This window comes from Acidobacteriota bacterium (genome assembly GCA_020845575.1).
Taxonomy (GTDB): Bacteria; Acidobacteriota; Vicinamibacteria; order Vicinamibacterales; family Vicinamibacteraceae; genus Luteitalea.
On the sequence record JADLFL010000072.1, the window covers coordinates 21,492 to 42,112 of the forward strand.

Sequence of the window (20,621 nt, forward strand, 5' to 3'; positions counted from 1 at the left end):
CGAGTCGAATGGCGTCAGGCCTTGCTTGAACGCGTCATTTCCACCGGCACGATCCACTGCTCGTACTGCTCCGCCGTGACGTCGCCCGACGCGAGCGCGGCCTCGCGCAGCGTGAGTCCCTTCTTCTGCGCGTGCTTGGCGATGGCCGCCGCCTTGTCGTAGCCGATGTGCCGGTTGAGCGCCGTCACGAGCATCAGGTTGCGCCCGAGGTTCTCGACGATCTTCTCCCGGTTGGGCTCGATGCCCTTCGCGCAGCCTTCCTCGAACGCCAGGCACGCGTCGGCGATGAGCGCGATGCTCTCGAGCACGTTGTGCACCATCACGGGCTTGAAGACGTTCAGCTGGAAGTTGCCTTGCGTGCCGGCGAACGCCACCGCCGCGTCGTTGCCGAACACCTGCACGCACACCATCGTCATCGCCTCCGACTGGGTGGGGTTCACCTTGCCGGGCATGATGGAGGAGCCGGGTTCGTTCTCCGGGATGAAGAGCTCGCCGATCCCGCAGCGCGGGCCGCTCGCGAGCCAGCGCACGTCGTTGGCCATCTTCATGAGGCCGCCGGCGAGCGTGCGCAGCGCCGCCGACGTCTGGACGAGCGCGTCGTGCGCCGAGAGCGCGAAGAACTTGTTGGCCGCCGACCTGAACGGGTAACCCGTCGCTTCCGAGATGTAGTGGGCCGTGCGCTCGCCGAACTGCGGGTGCGCGTTGAGGCCCGTGCCGACCGCGGTGCCGCCGATGGCGAGATCGTAGAGTCCGTCGAGTGACTGCTCCACGCCATGGAGGCCGAAGTCGATCTGTGCGACCCACGCGCCGATCTCCTGGCCGAGCGTCACGGGCGTGGCGTCCTGCAGGTGCGTGCGGCCCGTCTTCACGATGTCGTCGAAGGCCTCGGCCTTCGCGGCGAGCGTGTCGCGCAGCGTCTTCACAGCCGGGAACAGGCGATGGTGAAGCTGCTCGACGACGGCGATGTGCATCGCGGTGGGGAACGTGTCGTTGGACGACTGTCCGCGATTGACGTGATCGTTCGGATGGATGGTGCGGTCCACGCCGACGGTGCCGCCCGTGAGCGCCACGGCGCGATTGGCGATCACCTCGTTGGCGTTCATGTTCGACTGCGTGCCCGATCCCGTCTGGAACACGACCAGCGGGAACTGGTCGTCGAGTCCGCCGGCGATCACCTCGTCTGCCGCGCGCACGATCGGGTCGGCCACGGCCGCCGGGAGCTCACCCAGTTCCGCGTTGGCCTGCGCCGCGCTCTTCTTGAGGATCCCGAGCGCGCGCACGATCGGACGCCCCCATTTGAAGCGGTCCACGCCGATCGGGAAATTCCTGATTGACCGCTGCGTCTGCGCGGCCCAGTACACGTCGGCGGGCACCTCGATGGGGCCCATCGAATCCTTCTCTGTGCGGGTCTTGGTCATGGTCGTGGGCGCGGCCAGGGGCACCGGGACAGCCGGAGGCCGGCGGCCGCATCGCCCAAGCATACCGGGTGTCATTTGGCCGCGCACGCGCCCCCACTACAATGCGTCGGTGCGCCGCAGCATGGTGCTGATCGCGATCGTCTGGCTGGCGGCCATGGGCCTGCTGGCGCGACCTCGACGCGTCGGAGACGCGAGCGAGTACGTCGCCATGGCCGGTCGACTCGCCAGCGGGAAGTCACCCGCGATGACCGCCGCGGAGATGGAGGCGTTCACGCTCGCCTGGGACGACTCCGATGCCGGGTACGAGCTTCGAACGCGTCGACTGCCGGAATTGCGGGGCCGCGACGGCCGATGGGACATGCCACACATGTGGCTGTATCCCCTGCTGTCGGTCCCCTTTGTCTGGATCGCCCGGCTGGCCGGCGCAAGTGATCCATGGGGCCTCGTCGGGCTCAACGCATCCATGATGGCGTGGCTGCTCTGGCTCGCAGCGCGACGTGGCGCAGGTCCGTGGACGCTGACGCTCTTCGTGAGCCCGATCGTCTGGTGGATCGACAAGCCGCTGGCCGACGTCTTCATCGCGTGCGTCCTCGGCGGCGCGGCGTTGTTGTGGCCCCATCCAGCCAGCCTCGTCCTGCTCGGCCTCGGCGCCGGCCAGAATCCGGCGTTGCTGGTGGGTTGCGCCATCTTCGGCGTCTGCGCGCTCGTTCAGGACCCCGGGCGCATGGCCTCGGGGCGCTGGCGGGTTGCCGCCGCGGCGGGCGCGGCGTGCGCGGCCAGTGCGCCGCTCTACTACCTGTCGCGTCTCGACCGCCTGTCGCCGCTCACGAGCTACACCGTCGCGTCGTGGCCATCGCTGACGTCGCTGCTCTTCCCGGTGACAGACGTCAACATGGGCGTGATCGTCAGGTTCCCGCTCCTCGCTCTCGTCGTGATGGCGGCGCTCCTCCAGCGTCGCGCCTGGCGCGAAGCAGTCGCGCCTCCCGCCGCGCTGACCGCCGTGGCGCTGCTGGCGGTGATCAGTCAGCAACCCAACATGAATCAGGGCGGCAATCCCGATCTCTCGCGCTACGTCTTCTGGCTGGTACCGTTGGCACTGCCGTGGCTGCTGGCCCTCGACCACTCGCCCCGTCGCATCGCACGGTCGTTCGGCACGCTCGTGGCCGTCGCCACTGTCGTGTGGACCACCATCGCCTTTCCGCCGCCACGACCCGAGAGCTATCGCTATCCCACACCGCTCGCGACGTGGTTGTGGGCGCACCATCCGTCATGGACGACGCCACGCGTGGAGGCGTTCGCCGAGCGGACGTCGCATCGCGAGCCGGGAATCGTGCCGACAGCCACGCCGGGATGCGAGAAGGTGCTCCTCTTCGAGGGACTCTGGCCGGCCAACTGCCCGCCATCGTTCCCGTCGCCATCGTCATGCGACGCGCCCGGCGCGTACTGTTACGCAGATGGCATCGCGGGCACCTTCACGGTGCTTGGACCGTGGCCGCACTACGAACCCGTCGTCAGCGATCGCACGTGGCGCAGCGGCGAGCCCGCGCACTGGCTCGCGTCCCGCATCGGACACCTGCCGAGCGGTGAGCAGGAGTCGGCGCCAGCTCACGTACGCGGCGCGTGGGGCGTCGCGTGGACGCAGACATGGTCGTCAGACAAGGCGTTCGTGGTGTACGCGCGCGATGCCGGAGAGGGCGCCCGACTCGCCATGCGGAATCGAACGCCCCTGCTGGGCCTCGTGCAAACACCGGAGGACGGCAGAGTCGTCCGGACGCTGATGCTCGAGGGCACTACCGACTCGCCTGCCATCATCGACCTGCCACGCGGGCCGCACGTCCTGGTCTCGCTCTGGCCGCATCCCTGACGTGAAGGCCAGGTGGGACGGCTACTTGATCGGCGAGTAGTCGATGGCGTCCATGAACACCGAGTCGACCTTCTCCACGATCCTGCCGTTGACTTCCGACGCCGTCTTCGCCTTCACCCAGTCCGGGTCGGCACCGAACGCCGCCCAGTTCTTCCTGGCCTGCTCGCGACTCGCGTGCGCGATCACGTACACGAGCGTGTTGCCGTGCGCCGGTTCGTCCTGCGGCACCCAATAGCCGACGTTGGTCATGCCGTGCTTCTCGAACAGGCGCAGGGTGTGATCGCGGAAACGCGTGTTGAGATCGCCGAGCTTGCCGGGATACGTGTAGTACGTGCGCATCTCGAACACGCGTGGCGCCGCCTGCGCGGCCGCGTCGACACGCGTGAACTGGCCAGCCGCGTACCCGGCGGCGAACATGACGGCAAGCGCGACCACCGAACGGGACGTGCGCATCGAAGACTCCTTCAAGGGACTCAGAACGTGAACCGCGCGGCCAGTTGCACCTGCCGGCGCGCGTACGCCGACAGCGACTGCCCGAACGTGGGCCGATCCACGAAGCTGTCGGGCAGATGGAGGTTTGTGCGATTGAGCAGGTTGAACACCTCGAACCGCAGCTCGAGGTTCCGTGCACCGCCGAGCGCCAGCCGGCGCGACAGGACCGCATCGATGGTCGCGGATCCGGGGCCGATCAGGATGTTGCGCCCCGCGTTGCCGTACGTGTACTGCGGCGCGACGACGAAGGAACGGCCTTCGTAGGTGACCACTGTGGCACCGGCCGGAGGTGTCGTGCCCGTGACCTCGTTCGGCCTGTCGTACGCGAACGTGCCGCCGCCGGTGTTGCCGCTGTTGCTGTTGTCGTAGCTCACGCGCGGCGTGAACGGACGCCCCGACTGCAGCGCGACGACGCCGGCCACCTGCCAGCCGCGGCCGAGCACGCCACTACCCATGTTCGGGAGCAGATACGACCCGCTGAACACGAGACGATGGCGGACGTCGAAGTCCGAGAGCCCCCATTCCGCGGCGATGTTGCGGCTGTCCTGCGGCGTGTTGTCGTTGCCGTCGGTGGCGAGGAACGCCGACTGATCGTCCATCGACTTGGACCACGTGTACGCCCCGCGGAACGTGAAGCGACTGCCCGCGCGACGTACCGCGCCCACCTGCAGCGCGTGATAGTCGGACGAGGCGCCCGATTCGACCATCAGGATGTCGCCGTACGCGGGCATGGGACGTCGCGCGGCGGCGCCGCCAGGACCGGGCACGGCCTGGTTGATGTTGCGCTTGCGCACCAGCGCGCGTCCGAACGATCCCACATACCGCGCATCGAACGTCGTCTTCGCGAGCGCGTGCTCGACGCCGAGGCTGACCTGGTGTGCGTACGCCGTCCGCATCGACTGATCGAGCGAGTTGTACGTGGGCTGCGTGCCGACGGCCTGTCCCGGGAACGGATCGGCGAGCGTGAGCAGGCGCGTCTGCGACGGGAAGTACAGGCCGATGCCGAAGTACGGCGGGTTGAAGTACAACGCCGACGTCTCGATGAGCGTGCCGATGTTGTAGAAGATGCCGTACCCGCCCTGGAGCAGCGTGGTCCCCCGGCCCGTGATGTCGTAGTTGAAGCCCACGCGCGGCGCGATGTTGTTGTGGTCCGACGCGATGCCCGAGCGCGGGATGCCGTCCGTGCCGACCTGCACGATCCGGTTCGTGGCCCGTTCGAAGATCCGCATGCGGTCGTCGGCGTCGACCGGGGGCGCGTTGAATTCGTAGCGCAGGCCGGCGTTGAGCGTGAGGCGCGACGACAGGCGCCAGTCGTCCTGCACGAACGCGTTGAAGGACCACGTGCGCAGCTTCTGCGCGTTGTCGTTGGTGCCGAGCAGCGACAGCGTCGGATAGCCGAGCAGCAGATCGGCGAGCGGTGATCCGCTGATCGCGCCGGCGAACGTGATCTGGCCGCGCGCGAAGAGGTGGTTCAGGCCATCCGACTGGTAGTGCCTGAACTCACCGCCCGTCTTGACGTGATGACTGCCGATCTGCGCCGTGAGCGTGTCGGCCAGGTGAATGGTGCGCGTGCTGCGAAGCACGGGCAGGTTCGGATCGTCGCCGAGCGTCTCGTACCCGCTCACGACGAGCGCGGGATAGCCGAGGTCGACGCCACCGATCGACGGCCCCCTGATACCGAGCGCGGCGAACGCGTCGGTGCCGGCATTGGTCGGCACGCTGTCGCGCTTCAGCGCGTTCACGCCGATGCGCACCTCGTTGACCACGCGGCTCGAGATTGCCTGATTGAATCCGGCGGCGACGTTGTGGCCCTGATCGAGCACCGACGTGCCGAACGCGGGCAGGTTGCGCGCGCGCGCCGGGAACGGCAGGTCGCGGTCCTCGCGACCGAAGGTGTATCGCAGGTGGAACGGCTTGTCCTGCCACGCGTTCACGTCGGTCTTCACCGTGAACTGGATCGCGTTGCGCTCCCCCGCCGGCGACGACACGAAGTTGGCCGACCCGTGATCGGCGGTGTTGGCGCGCGGATACAGGCCGACGGCGGCGAGCCCGGCGGCGCTCATGCGCGACGCGGGAATCACGTTGCCGGGAAACGGCTGCTGCGTGAACGGATCGACGATCGGCCGTCCCAGCGCACTGAAGTCGCCCGCGCGCTCCGCGTCGGTGGGCACGCGGGCGAGCCGCGTGTCGGCTTCGTGCGCCTTGATGGCTTCCACGTTGACGAAGTAGAACGCCGGCATCCGCCCGAACGGACCGCCGACGGTACCGCCGAACTGGTGCTTGCCGAGGGCTGGCTTCCCTGTCCCGTCGGGCACGAACGCCGGACGCGCGTCGAGCGCCTCGTCGCGGAAGTATTCGTAGGCCGACCCACGCAGCGTGCGCGTGCCCGACTTGATGACGACGTTGACCTGCGCGCCGGCGCTGCGCCCGTGCTCGGCATCGTAGGTGCTCTGGTGGACCGACACCTCGCGCACGGCGTCGAGGCTCGGGTTCACCACCAGGCGGTTGAGGAAGAGGTCGTTGTTGTCGACGCCGTCGAGGCGGAAGTCGTTGGCGGCTTCGCGCGATCCGCTATTGTTCAGGCCGACGTTGCCCTGCGTCGAGAGGCGCGACCCCGGCGACGGCGGCGCCACGCCCGGCGCGTGGAAGGTGAACTGGATGACGTCGCGCTCGGACACGGGCACCGTGACGAGCGTCTCGCCGTCGAACACTTCACCCACCGTCCCGCTGCCCGCGCGCAGCGTCGTCAGGTCGGCGCTCACGATCACCTGTTCGGTGATCGACCCGGGCACCATCACGACATTGACGGTGCCGCGCACGCCGGCCTGCACCGCGATGTCGCGCACGATCTCCGTCTTGAACCCTTCACGGCTGGCCTGCAGCGTATACGTGCCCGCGGTGAGCAGCGGGATGACCAGCAGCCCCGACGAGGATGTGGTGCCCTCGCGCATGAGCGCCGTCTGCTGGTCGGTGAGCGTGAGCGTGACGTCCGGCAGCCAGGCGCCCGTCTGATCGCGCACCTCGACGAACAGCGTGGCGGCCATGGTCTGCGCGAGTGCCGTGGCCGGCATCGTCACCAGGATGGACGCCAGCAGGCACAGGATCGCGCGCCACCGGCGAGCGACAGCGAGAGAACGTTCCGACGACATCACGACCATGCGCCTCTGGATCTAGCTTCCGGGTGCCCGCTCGAGGAAGGCCAGGAGATCAGACACCTCCGCGAGCGTCAGCAGGTTGAGCAGGCCTTCGGGCATCGGCGACACTTTCGCCGCCGTGCGAGACGCGATGTCCCTGACAGCGAGGGTGATCGGCGGGGCGCCGATGGGCTGCACGACGACAGCATCAGCGGTCTCCGACACTATCACGCCCGCGACAACCTTCTTGTTCTTCAGCACGAACTCGAACGCCGTCCACTGGTCGGAGATGACCTTCGACGGTTCCAGGATCGCGTCGAGCAGGTCGCTGCGACCGAAGCGCTGCGCCACGTACGTGAGATCGGGTCCGTATTCCTCGCCCATGTCGCCGTGCTTGTGGCACGTCGCACACAGCGCCTTCTCGAACGTCCGCTGCCCGCGCGTCGCGTCGCCCGTGTAGGCCATCGGATCGAGCATGAGGTATTCGCGCATCTCCTGGATCGAGAGGCGGTTGGCGTTGTCGCCGAGTTGCTGCGGACGACCGGAACTGGTCAGTTGCACCGGCGGCGTGTACACGTCCATCTCTTCCTCTGCCGTCTTGCGCTCGTCTGCGGGCAGCACCGTGAGGAACTCGTTCCACATGTCGCGCATGTAGCCGGGGAAGCTCGCGCCACCGCGCCACCGCTGGTCCTGCGCCGTGAGGAACCACTTCACCACCGCCGCGCGCTGCGGCTGTTCCCAGCCGCCCTTCATCGCGCGCAGGCAGTACATGAAGAACAACTGGTCCTCGCGATGGACGCCGGGGGCCGTCATCGCGGTGACGATCTTCGGCACCGCGCCAGGCGTCTCGAAGAACGCGAGCGTCCGCGCGATCTCGCGATCCACCTGCGGCGTGCCGGTCGGGAACGTCTCGAGCAGCGCACTGCCGATGGCGGTGTAGCGCGCCGTGTGCTTCACGCCGCCCGCATGGATGATCGACAAGTGCATCGCGCGCAGCAGGCCGATGAGGTCGGCGCCCTTCGGCCCGGCCTTGATGAGCGCGAGCTGGCGATCGAGCATCGGCGGGATGTCCGTCGACACGCCGGCCGTCTGCGCGAGCACCACCTGCGCGTCGATGGCCGCGGGCATCGGCAACGCCATCGCGGCGTCGCGCCAGCCATTGCGGTCCACGCGGCGCAGGAGCTGCCGAGCCGCGTAGCGGACGTGACGATCGGGGCTTGCGAGCAGGGGCAACACGTCGGCGACGGGATCGAACGGCGGCGCGATCGCGGGATGCAGGCCCGACCGCACGAGCGCTTCGATCGCGCGGCGCTGCACGAGCTGGTCGCTGTCGCGCAGCAGAGACACCAGTGCCGCGCGTGATTCAGCGGTGTGCTGGAGACCGAGATGGAGCGCGGCGGTGGCGCGCACGTCCTCGGCACCGTCGCGCGTCAGCGAGACGAGCTTGTCGACGGGCAGCGGATCGCCGTGGACCTGAAGGAGTTCGATCGCCCTGGCCCGACGCTCGGCAGGCTCGTAGTCGGACACCATGGCCCGCAGGCGGGAACCCCACTCCGGGCCCGCGTCCTTGCGCGCCTGCTCGATGGCCGCGCGTCCGAACGCCGACCGCGGCTGCGGCTGCGCAAGGGCGCGCACGATGGGATCGGCGTGCGGTGCCGGCCGCGCCGCCGCGGCCTCCGCATGCCACACGCGATACAACCCGCCCCGCGTCCGTCGTCCGCCGAGCGCGAAGATCACCGAGCCGTCGGGGCCGACTTCGAGATCGGTGACGTTGAGCGGCGTCCCCATCACGAACTCGCTGATGGTCTCGGTGTAGCTCGCACCGGCGCGCTGCTGTCGTCCGGCGAGGATGCGGCCGCGCGACCAGTCAGCGATCAGTAACGCGTCGCGGTACTCGGCCGGGAACGCCTCCCCCTGGTAGAACGTGATGCCCACCGGAGAGCCGCGTCCGAGCTCGGAGAGCGACGGCAGCGTGTCGGGGTACACGGTGGGGAACGGTCCGGAACCATAGCGGAAGCCGTAGTCGCCGCCGGGAAGCAGGTGCAGCGTGCGCACGGGGCGATACCACGGGAGGTTGATGTCCCACTCCATGTCGGAGTCGAACGTGAAGAGCTCTCCCGCGAGATTGAACGCGGTGTCGTACGAATTGCGGAACCCGCCGGCGACGATCTCGATGGCGGGCGACTTCGCGGATCCCGTCGACGCCACGATCTCCGAGAGCTTCATCCGCGAGATGAACCCCGCCGGCGCGCGCACCTGGTTGCCGTGGCCGCGCGCGTCGCCCATCACCGGCAGCAACTGCTCCTCGCCGAAGTTCTGGTACGGCGAGAGCGGCGCGAACGACGTCTCGGTGCCGCCGAAGTTGCCGATCATCCAGTACACGTCGCCCTCGGGGCCGAAGACGAGCGCGTGCGCGCCGTGCTCGCCGATCGCATACGTGCTGCGCGCGACGAGGATCGGTGCCTCGCCCACGCCGTCGCCGTTGCGATCGGGTACGCGATAGAGCGACGCGATGGTCGGCTTCTCCGGGCCGTCGCAAGTAGCGAGCAGATCGGAGCCCGCAAACAGCAGGCCCTGGCAGTTGGTGATCGCGCCGGTGATCACCTGCTCGGTGTCGTACACGCCGTCGCCATTCGTGTCGCGCAGGCGCACGATGGGTCCGTACTCCTTGGCGACGACCAGCTCCCCTTTCGCGTCGAACGTGACGTTGACGATGGAACTCGCCTTGTCGGCCGGGTAGACCTCGCGGACCGAGAAGCCGGGCGGGACGATGAGTTTCGTGCCCGCAGGGGCGACACCCGGTGCGGCGCCCTGGGGCTGTCGCGACGCATCGAGCGTCAGGCGCGTCCCGACGGCGCACGCGAGGAGGACGACCATCGCGCCAACGGCGCGTTGCGAGAAGCGAAGTCTGGGCATGTCAGTCGAAGGCAAAGGGCTGCGCCCGCAGGGGTTGCGTTGTGGCCGACACGCTACCACAAGGCCGGGACGGTGGGCGATGAAGCGGTCCAGGGAGTTGGAGGGGATCGAACCGGCAACCGGCGTCAAGGCTCGCCTCAGTTTCCCGATGGGGCAGGAACTTCTTTTCTCGGATGGAGGCCGGGGCTTCCTCTTGCAGATGGAGGCGGGGGCTTCTTCTCTCAGATGGAGGCCAGGGGCTTCAGCCCCTGGCACGTTCGCGCCACACTACTTCTGCGTAGAATGGGGCGCCTCGGTGGACGCATGACGCGCTGCCGGTACCTGACGACGAGTGGTGAACTGTTCGTGACGGCATGTCTGACTCATTTCGACTGCGCCAACTGACCAAGCGCGCGATCAGGACGTGGTACTGGCTCTGGACGCGTCGGCTCGAGGTCGGCGCCGTCGACATCGCGCGCTCGGACTACAAGCGGACGTGGCAGCACCTGTCCGAGCGCGAGACGGACGCCGTGATGTACGTGGCGTCGACGACCGATCGCGACGAGCTCCAGCGTGCGGCCACGTACACACGGGCGCTCCTCGAACGCCACGTCGGGCTCCGACAGAACGATGTCGTGCTGGAGATCGGCTGCGGCGTCGGCCGCGTGGGCGCAGAGATCGCGCCGAGCGTCAGGGAGTGGATCGGCACCGACATCGCGCCCAACATGCTCGCGCACGCCGCGCGCCGCCTGGCGCACCTCGGAAACGTCAGGTTCGTCGAGCTGCACGACGTGGGCCTGTCCGAGATACCCGACAACTCGATCGACGTCGTGTACTGCACCGTCGTCTTCATGCACCTCTACGAGTGGGACCGGTACAAATACGTCGCCGAAGCCTTCCGCGTCCTCAAGCCGGGTGGCCGCCTGTATTGCGACAACATCGACATCGCGTCGAGCCGGGGCTGGACGCTCTTTGCCGACGCGGCGTCGTATCCGCCGAAGGAGCGGCCGTGCTTCCTGCCGATGCTGTCGAGCGCCGACGAGTTCCGCACGTTCGCGACGCATGCCGGCTTCACCGACTTCGATGTCACCCGCTTCGACGACGCGTGGGTCGCGCTCGTCGGCCGGAAGGGGTGATCCGACGAATAATGTTCCGCGATGCCGCGAATGTCGCGACTGTCGTGGGGCGCCATCGTCGCGATCGGCGTCGTCTGGTGGTTCGTCGTCGCGTACTCGCATGCGGCCGGATACTTCCTGCTGGCCGACGACCACGCACTCGTCGCGGACGCAGCGGCGCACTCGTTCCGCGGGATCTTCACCACGGGGCTGTTCGGCGTGTACCGGCCGCTCGGCTTCACGGTGGCCAGGGTGCTCGGCCCGCTGCATCCCGGACACGCGGGCTGGATGGCCGTCGTGCTCGCGCTGCACGCCGTCAATGCCGGGCTCCTGTTCGTCGCGGCGCGATCGCTCGGGCTGACGCGCGGAGTGGCGGCGGCGCTCGCCACGCTGTTCCTCTGGTCGCCATGGGCGAGCGAGGCGTATCTCTGGTTCAGCGCGATCTTCGACGTCGGTGCGACGTTCGGCGTGCTCCTGGCCCTCGTGCTGGTCACAGCGGGCCGGGCAAGCCCGGCCCCGGAGAACGGAACTCCGGCGACAGACCCCACGCGGCGGAGGCGCGCGGCAGAGGCGGGGTGGGAAACCCTGTTGGCCTTCGGCATCGTCGTCGGCTGCGTGACAGCGGGCCTGTTCAAGGAGAACGGGTACCTGGCGGGGCCACTCGTGCTCGCCCTCGCGCTGGCGAGCAGCGCACCGCATGTTCGCCGGCGCGCGCTCATCGGAGCCGGAGCGAGCCTCGTCTGCGCGGTGCTGCTCTACACGTACAGGACACGCGTGCTCGCCGGCGTCGACACGCCATACACCGTCGCCGGATTCGGGGGACGTCTGCTGTCGCTCGACGCCATCGCCGCGGTCGCGTCCAACCTGCGCGCGCTGTTGCTGTGGCCCGTACCGGGCGTGTGGGGCGACACGACGCGGTACCTCGCGGCACTGCTGATCTGGCCGATCGGTGCCAGCGCCGCGGCGGCGCTCGCCGTGCGCGCACTCGTTCGGCCTGGTCGCGCGTGGTTCATCGCGGCGGCGATTCCCATCGCCATCGCGGCAACGGCGGGATTCCAGTTCGACGTGATGGCCATCGTGCCGCGACGCTACCTGTACATGGTCGGTGTCCCCTTCTGTCTGCTCATTGGTTACGGCCTCGGGATGTGGCGGTCGCACTGTCGTTGGCCGGCAGCCGTCCCCACGGTGATTGGGGCGCTGGTACTCGTGGCCGCACTCGCAGGCACCACACAGGCGCGCATCTGGGGACTTGCCGCGGCAACCGCGCGCTGCGCCATGGAGGACTTCGGACGACAGGTGCCGGCACCCGAGGCCGTCTACGTGGAGAACATGCCGTTCGCCATCGAAGAAGGGCCCATCGTGCTGCTCGAATATGACTTCTCGTACACGTACGCGAAGAGCGGCGCGGCACGCGATGCCGTGTTCCGGCGTGCCGTGCTCACGCTCGCGAACGACGGGACACTGGCAGTGCAGGGACACTTCGAGCCACCCGTGATGACGGGCCTACGTCGAACCGTCACGCTCGACTCCTGCCTGGGACGGGCCCGGTGACAGCGCGACGATGGGGTCCCTTCGCGGCGCTGATCATCCTCGCTGTCGTATCGGCCACGTGGGCGTATCACTGGCTCGCGCACGCGGAAACGGGGCGGCTCGATACACTGACAGGCGTACGGTCCGGCGAGGCGCCGCTGCCAGTCGACGGCAGTCTCGTCGCGCAATCATTCGTCGTGCCACCGGGAGGCGCAGGCGACGCGTGCGTCCACGTCGTGAATCACGCCAGCGGTGTCAGGCGTGTCGTGATTCAGCTACTGGCCGACCGCGACGGCGCGCCGGAAGCCGGCATGGGTCGTACGCTCGTCGAGGTGCCGCCCGGCACACGGCGCTGCGCGAGCATCCGCGTCGCGACCGCTGCCGAACCCGGACGCACGCTCTGGGTCGGTCTGCGCGCGGTATCCGCCGACGCATCGTCTGACGTCGCCTTCCTCATGAGCCGCGAGCGACGCTCGCGAACGGGACGTTTCCTTCGTGGTGGCCGCGAATGGTGGGGTGCACTCGGCCTGACGGTGACAGCACCTCGATCGACACGATGGGATGTCGCGTGGCCGAAGGCGCTGCCGCGCCCGCACACACGCGCAGGCGTTGGTGCCGTGGTGGGCCTGGCAACACTGATCGCGTTGCTGCCCCTGCTCGCTGTGGCTCTCACGTCGCAGTCGTCCCGCACGACGTGGATCCTCGCGCTCGGTCCACCGGTCCTGTTGTTCGCCCTGCAGGCCGCATCGTCGTGGACACCATCAGACGCGACACCGACGTGGCGTGGTGAGGGACGCGCGCTCATCGACGACCTGTGGCAGGCGCGCATCGACACGTCGTGGGACACGCTGTCAGGGCCGATCGATGTCGTGACCGGCAACATCGGACCGGCGCGGGATCGCGCGTTGTTCGCGCTGCCCGAGTCGTCCGTCGCGTGGGAGATCGACGTGACGGAACCCACGAGTCTCGACACGGCTGTCGCGTTACGGCGGGAAGCGTGGACGCGCGCGGGCGATGGCGTGACGTTCGCGATCTCGGTGGAGACAGAAGCGGCCGCGCCCGGAGGGCGGGGGACGGCCGGGCTCGGAGAGCCGGCCCTACCAACGAAAGATGTGTTGTGGGAGGGGCACGTCGATCCGTATGCAAACCCGGACGACAGGCAATGGCGCGACGTGACGGTGCGCCTCGACCGCTACGTCGGCCGGACCGTCACGCTGCGACTCTCCACCAGCGCCGGCCCGTCAGGCAATGCCGTGATGGACGCCGCGATGTGGCGGGAGCCGGTACTCCGGAAGAGCGTGGTTCGCTGACACAGAAATGCCGCGATGCCGGGAATGCCGGGAATGCTGCAATGACGAATGACGAATGACGAATGTCAAGGACAAAGCAGAAAGCCTGGAACATCCAGGACTCGACATTCCGACATTCGGCATCGGCATTTCACTGGCGTGAGTACGGTAGCGTCCAGACCCACCAGACTGCTGTCACGTCGCTGGCTCCTGGGAGAGAGCGCGCACGAGCGGCGCGCGATACTCCGGATCCTTCTCGTTCAGATGCATCCGTCGATTCGCGAGATCGAAGTCCAGATAGGCCTCTGCGTATCTGGACTCGTCCTCTGGCTCGAAGAAGATCTTGATCTTCGTGATGCCGTCACTGAGCGCTGTGGGATCGCCTTGCAGCGCGATCGCTGCGCACCTGATCGAATGCCGCATCGCCGCTGGTGCGAGCCTCGTTCCGTAGATGGCGTCGAGCGCCGTGACGAACGCGTCGCTATCGGGTCCTGTGGACTCCAGAGTGATGACGCCAGAGAGAAGGACCACGTCCGGCTCTCCCGTATCGAGAGTCTTCCAGGCGGACGCGATCAGGACCTTGAAGCCAACCCGCTTCGCGCCGGACAGACCAGCGACATCGATCGTTCTGGTGTCATCCGCGGTGACCGTGTCGCTGGTGATGGCGAAGACCAGGTCGCGAAACCCGTCTTCGGCCAGCGACGTGATCTCGGGCAGTTGGCGCTCGGCGTCCCAGATGCGCCATACGAGGATGGCCAGCACGAGAATCGCGCCAAAGCCGAGAAAGATTCGTAGCGCCATGAAGTCAGCCGAAGAGAATCCGATAGAGGATCATTCCTGCGGCCAGTCCGAGCGCCATACCCCACCCAAGCTTCCTGTTCCCTTCGTTCATCCCTGTTCTCCTTCGCATGTCTGTACAACGGTACAGTGTCCCTGAAACACGAAGACTTACGGCTCGAGGAGCAAGGCTGAAACGAGCAATGCCGGGAACATCGAAGACTCTCGACATTCCCGGCATTCGGCATCGCGGCATTGCACCGGCATGATTTGAGCGAGCGCCGTGCTCGCTCAAATCAACCGCATCCGCTCGTCGTTCCGCCCTTCGACAGGCTCAGGACTGGGACGACCAGTGGCTGCTCAACCGCAGCCACTGGTCGTCCCGCAGTTGGCGCACTTGTAGCAGGCGCCGGCGCGCACCATGATCGAGCCGCACGTGGTGCAGGGCGGCGCGTCTTCCTGGTTCTGCATCGAGGCGAACTCCGAGCCCTTCGCGCCCGGGACCGCCGCGGCGGCGGCCACCGTGGCGGCGACGGCCGAATCGCCGGACCCTTCCACCGACGCGAGCGTCGGATCGGGCATGTTCACCCCGGCGCGGAATCGCGCTTCGGGCGACAGGAACTTGGTCGCCATCCAGCGGAACACGTAGTCCACGATCGACTTCGCGAAGCGAACCTCCGGGTTGCGCGTCATGCCCGACGGCTCGAAGCGCGCGTGGCTGAACTTGTCCACGAGCACCTGCAGCGGCACGCCGTACTGCAACGCGTACGAGATCGCCTGCGCGAAGGCGTCGGCAAAGCCCGAGATCGTCGAGCCCTCCTTGGCCATCACGAGGAAGATCTCGCCCGGCAGCCCGTCCTCGAACAGGCCCACGGTGATGTAGCCCTCGTGGCCCGCGATGTCGAAGCGGTGCGTGATCGACGGACGCTCGTCGGGCAGCCTGCGGCGCACCGGCTGCGGCACACCCGTCGCGGCGTCGGTGGCGACCTGCTTGTCCTTCGACGTGTTCAGCGGCTGCGTCCGCTTGCTGCCGTCGCGGTAGATCGACCCGGCCTTGGCGCCCAGGCGCCACGACTGGATGTAGGCCTCCTGGATCTCCTCGACCGAGGCGTCCTTCGGCACGTTGACCGTCTTGCTGATCGCGCCCGAGATGAAGGGCTGCACGGCGCCCATCATCTTGATGTGCCCCATGTAGTGGATCGAGCGATCGCCCTTGAGCGCCTTGAACGCGCAGTCGAAGACCGCGAGATCGTCGGCCTTCAGGTGCGGCGCACCCTCGATCGTCTCGTGCTCGTCGATGTGCGCGACGATCTCCTTGACCTGCTGCGCGGAGTACCCGAGCTTCTCGAGCGCCATCGGCACCGTGCCGTTGACGATCTTCATCAGCCCGCCGCCCACCAGCTTCTTGTACTTCACGAGCGCGATGTCGGGCTCGACGCCTGTCGTGTCGCAATCCATCATGAAGCCGATGGTGCCCGTCGGCGCGAGCACCGTGGCCTGCGCGTTCCTGAAGCCGTGCGCCTCGCCGATTTCGATCGCATCGTCCCAGGCCTCGCGTGCGCCATCGAACAGGTCGGCCGGCACGTGCGTGCGATCGATGTCCTTGAGCGCGTTGCGGTGCTTGCGCATCACGCGGAGGAACGGCTCGCGGTTGCGGTCGTAGCCCTCGAACGGCCCGCCGTGATCGCGCGACACGCGCGCCGACTGCGCGTACGCCTCGCCCGTCATCACGGCGGTGATCGCCGCGGCCATGTCGCGGCCGGCGTCGCTGTCGTACGGCAGGCCGCGCGCCATCAGCAGCGCGCCGAGGTTCGCGTAGCCGAGCCCGAGCGGCCGGTACGCGTGGCTGTTGCGCTCGATCGCCTTGGTCGGATAGCTGGAGTTGTCGACGATGATCTCCTGCGCGGTGATGAGCACGCGGCAGGCGGCGCGGAAGCCGTCGACGTCGAACTCGCCCTGCTCGTCGACGAACTTCATCAGGTTGATCGACGCGAGGTTGCACGCCGAATCATCGAGGAACATGTACTCCGAGCACGGGTTGCTCGCGTTGATGCGCGCCGTGTTCGGGCAGGTGTGCCAGTCGTTGACCGTCGTGTCGAACTGCATGCCGGGATCGCCGCAGATGTGCGTCGCCTCGGCGATCTGGTGCATCAGGTCGCGCGCCTTGTACGTGCGCATCGGCGCGCCATCGCGCACCGCGTGCGTCGTCCAGTCGCGATCGTCGAGCACCGCGCGCATGAAGTCGTCTGTCGCGCGCACGCTGTTGTTGCTGTTCTGGAAGAACACCGACGCGTACGCCGGGCCGGTGAACGAGCCGTCGTAGCCGGCGTCGATCAGCGCCCACGCCTTCTTCTCTTCCTCGACCTTGCAGTTGATGAACTCGACGACGTCCGGGTGGTCGGCGTTGAGGATCACCATCTTCGCGGCGCGGCGCGTCTTGCCGCCCGACTTGATGACGCCCGCGAAGGCATCGAAGCCCTTCATGAACGACACGGGGCCCGACGCGGTGCCACCACCGGCCAGCAGCTCCTGCGACGAGCGGATCGCCGACAGGTTCGACCCGGTGCCGGATCCGTACTTGAAGAGCATGCCCTCGGTCCTGGCGAGGGTGAGGATGGAATCCATCGTGTCCTGCACGGCGTTGATGAAGCACGCCGAGCACTGCGGGTGGGGTTCGATGCCGCAGTTGAACCAGACGGGGCTGTTGAACGCCGCCTTCTGGAAGACGAGCAGGTGCTTCAGGTCGTCGCTGAACGCCTGCAGGTCGTCTTCGCTCGCAAAGTACTTCTGCGTGCGGGCCCAGCCCGTGATCGTGTCGACCACGCGCCCGATCAGTTGACGGACGCTGCGCTCGCGCTCCGGCGTGCCGATCGTGCCCCGAAAGTACTTCGAGACGACGATGTTGGTGGCCTGCTGCGACCAGAACCTGGGGATCTCCACGTCGCGCTGCTCGAAGACGACATGCCCCTTCTCGTTGCCGATGATCGCGGAGCGGGTCTCCCACTCCACGGCGTCGAACGGGTCGATACCGTCGCGCGTGAAAGTCCTGCGGAACTCCAGACCCGGAATCGGCACGACATCGGTGGCACCAGTCGATGGGCCGAGGATGCCCTCGACCGACTGTGCAGACTGCATTCCCTTCCTCCTCGCACCGGCACGAACCCTCCCCAGAGTCAGCACGCGGCGATCTCTATGTGAACCCCACACCCGAGCCACCGAGAACCCGCCACACCGGAGAAACAGCCGCCCCGAACCCGCGAACACGGGTGTGCCGATCGACACGGCACGGGTCAGCAGACACCGGTTGTGGGAGGCGTGATCCGTCCTGCGGCACGTCCTCGTTCGTGGTGACTCAGGGACGCGTCGCTCCGAGGGGCTGGGTGCCTTCGGGTGGGCGAACTTCGGCGCTACGGAGTGCCACTATGCTCCCGTCGGCTGGGGTTGTCAACGGGAAATTCCACCACATCTTGTGCGTGCAGTAGTCCACCGCCCCAATATGCAGTCAGTCGACCGAATACCCCGCAACACCTTCCAGCAGCGGAACTTACGGGGGTGGCCGGTGGGAACTTCAGAATTTCACGATTTCAGAATTGCACGGGCCTGGCTCCGCATCGCGGCATCGCGGCATTTCACCAATCACCGGCTCAGCCCGCGCGCCAGGGTTTCGGCCTTGTCGGCCAGCGACGCCGCCAGGAGGTAGTTGCGCTCAGACAGGGCCTGGAGCGACTGATCCACGAAGCGGCGGGCCGTTTCGTGCTGCTGGCGCGCCTGCTGCCCGAGACGCGCCGCATTGACGCGGTCGAGCAGCCCCGTCGCCCGGCCGAGTACCTCGCGCGTGCGCCGTTCGGCGTTCGCCTCGTCAGCCGTCTGCGGCGTCCGCAGCAACGGTCCCGGAGCGGGCATGTGCTCGGGTGCTGTCAGGGGCGTCTCGACAGGCGCGGCGGGGCTCGGCGCTTCGGCCTGCTTCGGCGGCTCGGTCCGCCCCTGGGTGCTGCGCGCCGCCCGCGTGGGCCGATTGGCCGGTGCCGGACGCTCGACGGTCGTGGCCTCGGTCGGCAGTACCGGCTCCGGCGGCACGGAGATCACGCGCGCCGGCGGCGGCGGCATCTCGAGCGCCACCACGCGCGGGGCGGCAACCGGCTTGCTCCTGGTACACCCCACGACACTGACGCCGCAGAGCAGCGCCACGAGCACCGCCCGGTTCGGCGTCGCCTTCGATGCGTGTCCCTGTCTCACTCGCACCTCCCCGCCATCATGCACGCGGCAACCGCATGCGGAACGTCGCGCCATGGCCCGGCGACGACTCGACCTCGATCGTGCCGTCGTGCAGTTGCACAGTCCGGTACACCATCGACAACCCCAGCCCGCTGCCCTGCTCGCGCGTGGTGAAGTACAAATCGAACACCTTGCCGAGGTGCTCCGGCTCGATCCCGATCCCCGAGTCGACGACGTCGATCTGCACCTGCTGGTCCTCGACTGGTTGCGCCCGCAACGCGAGCGTGCCGCCGGTGGGCATCGCGTCGATCGCGTTCAACGCCAGATTGAGCAGCGCCTGCCGCACCATGGCGCGGTCGACCTGGATGGCAACGCGCTCGGGCGCCGCCATTTCGACGGCGATTCCCTGTTGCTCGGCCTGCGGACGCACCACGTCGACGATGTCCTGGAGCAGAAATGCGACGTCGACGGGCTCGACCTGCAACTCCTCGGGCCGGCTGAACCGCAGGAAGCCCTGGACCACGTCGTCGAGGCGACGAATCTCCTCGCCGATGATCGACACGTGGCTCATCAGCCCTTCGGGAGGCGCAGCGGTGGCGACGACGCCACCACCGGCACCGCCACCCGCGGCGACTGCCGGCCGCCTTCCGAGCTTCTGCCGCAGGAGTTCGAGGTGGATGGTCATGGCGTTGAGCGGGTTCTTCACCTCGTGCGCCACGCCCGCCAACAGCCGGTTCAACGACGCCAGCTTCCTCGAATACCGCAGCATGGTCTGGAGTTGCGAGAGGGCGCCGACGTTGCGCGCCACGAGCATCACGCCGACGAACCCGCGCGTCTGATCGGCCACCGGGTGGGCCATCAACTGCTGCTGGCTGCGCGCCTCGCCCACGGCCGCGGGGAGATCCGCGATCACGGGACCGCGAGACGCCTTCACGGCCAGCGCACGTTCGACGAGGCTCCGGCAGGGATGTGCCTCCGGTGCCGCCGCCGCAAACGGCGCGCCGACCTCCAACGCCGGCAGCAGCGCCTTCATCGCCGCGTTGGCGAACACGACGTCGCCGGTCGGGCCGACGATCGCGACGGCGTCTTCGAGGCGCTCGACGACCGATTCGGCACGCCGCGCCTGCTCGACCAGCTGCGACCTGATCGTGGACACCGACTGGCTCAGCGCGTTGAACGACGTCCCGAGATCCTTGAAATCATCATCCGGCAAGTCGAGCCTGACGTCCTCCTCCCCTTGGCCGAGACGCGCGATGCCGCTCTGCAGCACGTGGATCGGCCGCAGGAAACGGCGCGCCATGAGCCACGACACCGCGGTGGCCAGCAGGATCGCGGCCACCGACACGCCGGCGATCGGCGCCAGCGTGTCCTCGATGCCGTCCCAGATGAGCACCGTCGACACGCCGATGCGGATGGAGCCGAAGCGCGCGTCGCCGAGCAGCAGCGGCTGCGTCACCTCGTAGCTGCGCTGGTCCCACACGCCGCGCAACTGGGTGAAGGGGCCCTCCTGCAGCAGGTGTTCGAGAGACGGCTGCACCGGCACCACGGTGCCTTCGAGCGTCGGCGAACTGTGGACGAGCGCCACGTCGCGGACGTCGGTGATCGTCGCGTACGTGACGTTCTGCGCGAAGCCGATCGCGGAGGTGAGGATGTCGCGCAGGCCGGGATCGGCCTGCAGGTCCGCGGCCGCCGTCTCGCGGCTGCGCACGAGCGTGAAGGCGCGCTGGTACGTCGCGTTGGCGAGCATGCGTCCGCGCACCTCGCTCTCGGCGAGCAGCGTCTGCGCGTGGGCGGCCAGGTACACCACGCTCATCGTCACGACCGTCATCGCGACGATGCAGGTGACGCCGAGCGCCTGCCGGGTCTGGTAGCTCAGACGCATGCGCCACGCA

General features: G+C 68.0%; 12 protein-coding genes. 4 read left to right on the forward strand and 8 right to left on the reverse strand.

Annotated features, from left to right (window positions below; genetic code table 11):
• Window positions 1–14: 14 nt before the first annotated feature.
• Window positions 15–1,418, reverse strand: coding sequence for a class II fumarate hydratase (gene fumC, locus IT182_18320; GenBank protein MCC6165304.1), 1,404 nt, complete (start codon window positions 1,416–1,418; stop codon window positions 15–17).
• Window positions 1,419–1,527: 109 nt separating this feature from the next.
• Between fumC and IT182_18325 the strand changes: the two genes are divergently transcribed.
• Window positions 1,528–3,282: a hypothetical protein gene (locus IT182_18325; GenBank protein MCC6165305.1), complete on the forward strand. Its 1,755-nt coding sequence runs from the start codon at window positions 1,528–1,530 to the stop codon at window positions 3,280–3,282.
• A gap of 21 nt (window positions 3,283–3,303) precedes the next feature.
• Here the strand turns inward: IT182_18325 and IT182_18330 are convergent, their stop codons facing one another.
• Genes IT182_18330 through IT182_18340 form a run of 3 tightly spaced genes read right to left on the reverse strand, consistent with a single transcriptional unit; the run spans window position 3,304 to window position 9,824 of the window.
• A complete protein-coding gene (locus IT182_18330; GenBank protein MCC6165306.1) occupies window positions 3,304–3,735 on the reverse strand; it encodes an NIPSNAP family protein in 432 nt (143 codons plus the stop codon).
• Window positions 3,736–3,755: 20 nt separating this feature from the next.
• A complete protein-coding gene (locus IT182_18335; GenBank protein MCC6165307.1) occupies window positions 3,756–6,923 on the reverse strand; it encodes a TonB-dependent receptor in 3,168 nt (1,055 codons plus the stop codon).
• Window positions 6,924–6,944: 21 nt separating this feature from the next.
• Entirely contained in the window at window positions 6,945–9,824 is a 2,880-nt protein-coding gene (locus IT182_18340) for a HEAT repeat domain-containing protein (protein ID MCC6165308.1), read from the reverse strand.
• A 353-nt stretch (window positions 9,825–10,177) separates the two neighbouring features.
• Here IT182_18340 and IT182_18345 point away from each other — a divergent pair, with 353 nt between their 5' ends.
• Genes IT182_18345 through IT182_18355 form a run of 3 tightly spaced genes read left to right on the forward strand, consistent with a single transcriptional unit; the run spans window position 10,178 to window position 13,758 of the window.
• Window positions 10,178–10,939 carry a class I SAM-dependent methyltransferase gene (locus tag IT182_18345; GenBank protein MCC6165309.1) on the forward strand — a complete coding sequence of 254 codons (762 nt, stop codon included), beginning with the start codon at window positions 10,178–10,180 and terminating at the stop codon, window positions 10,937–10,939.
• Between the two features lie 21 nt (window positions 10,940–10,960).
• Window positions 10,961–12,469 carry a hypothetical protein gene (locus IT182_18350; protein ID MCC6165310.1) on the forward strand — a complete coding sequence of 503 codons (1,509 nt, stop codon included), beginning with the start codon at window positions 10,961–10,963 and terminating at the stop codon, window positions 12,467–12,469.
• The gene (locus IT182_18355; protein MCC6165311.1) at window positions 12,466–13,758 is read left to right on the forward strand and encodes a hypothetical protein; all 1,293 of its coding nucleotides are present in this window, start codon (window positions 12,466–12,468) and stop codon (window positions 13,756–13,758) included. Before IT182_18350 ends, IT182_18355 begins: the two co-directional genes overlap by 4 nt.
• A 174-nt stretch (window positions 13,759–13,932) precedes the next feature.
• Here IT182_18355 and IT182_18360 read toward each other — a convergent pair whose 3' ends face one another.
• The 4 genes from IT182_18360 to IT182_18375 all read right to left on the reverse strand — a co-directional run bounded on the left by IT182_18360 (window position 13,933) and on the right by IT182_18375 (window position 20,611).
• A complete protein-coding gene (locus IT182_18360) occupies window positions 13,933–14,538 on the reverse strand; it encodes a hypothetical protein (protein ID MCC6165312.1) in 606 nt (201 codons plus the stop codon).
• 336 nt (window positions 14,539–14,874) lie between these two features.
• A complete protein-coding gene (locus IT182_18365) occupies window positions 14,875–17,649 on the reverse strand; it encodes a vitamin B12-dependent ribonucleotide reductase (protein ID MCC6165313.1) in 2,775 nt (924 codons plus the stop codon).
• A 501-nt stretch (window positions 17,650–18,150) separates the two neighbouring features.
• Window positions 18,151–18,750, reverse strand: coding sequence for a hypothetical protein (locus IT182_18370; protein ID MCC6165314.1), 600 nt, complete (start codon window positions 18,748–18,750; stop codon window positions 18,151–18,153).
• Window positions 18,751–18,766: 16 nt separating this feature from the next.
• Window positions 18,767–20,611: a HAMP domain-containing protein gene (locus IT182_18375; GenBank protein MCC6165315.1), complete on the reverse strand. Its 1,845-nt coding sequence runs from the start codon at window positions 20,609–20,611 to the stop codon at window positions 18,767–18,769.
• Between the last annotated feature and the right edge of the window lie 10 nt (window positions 20,612–20,621).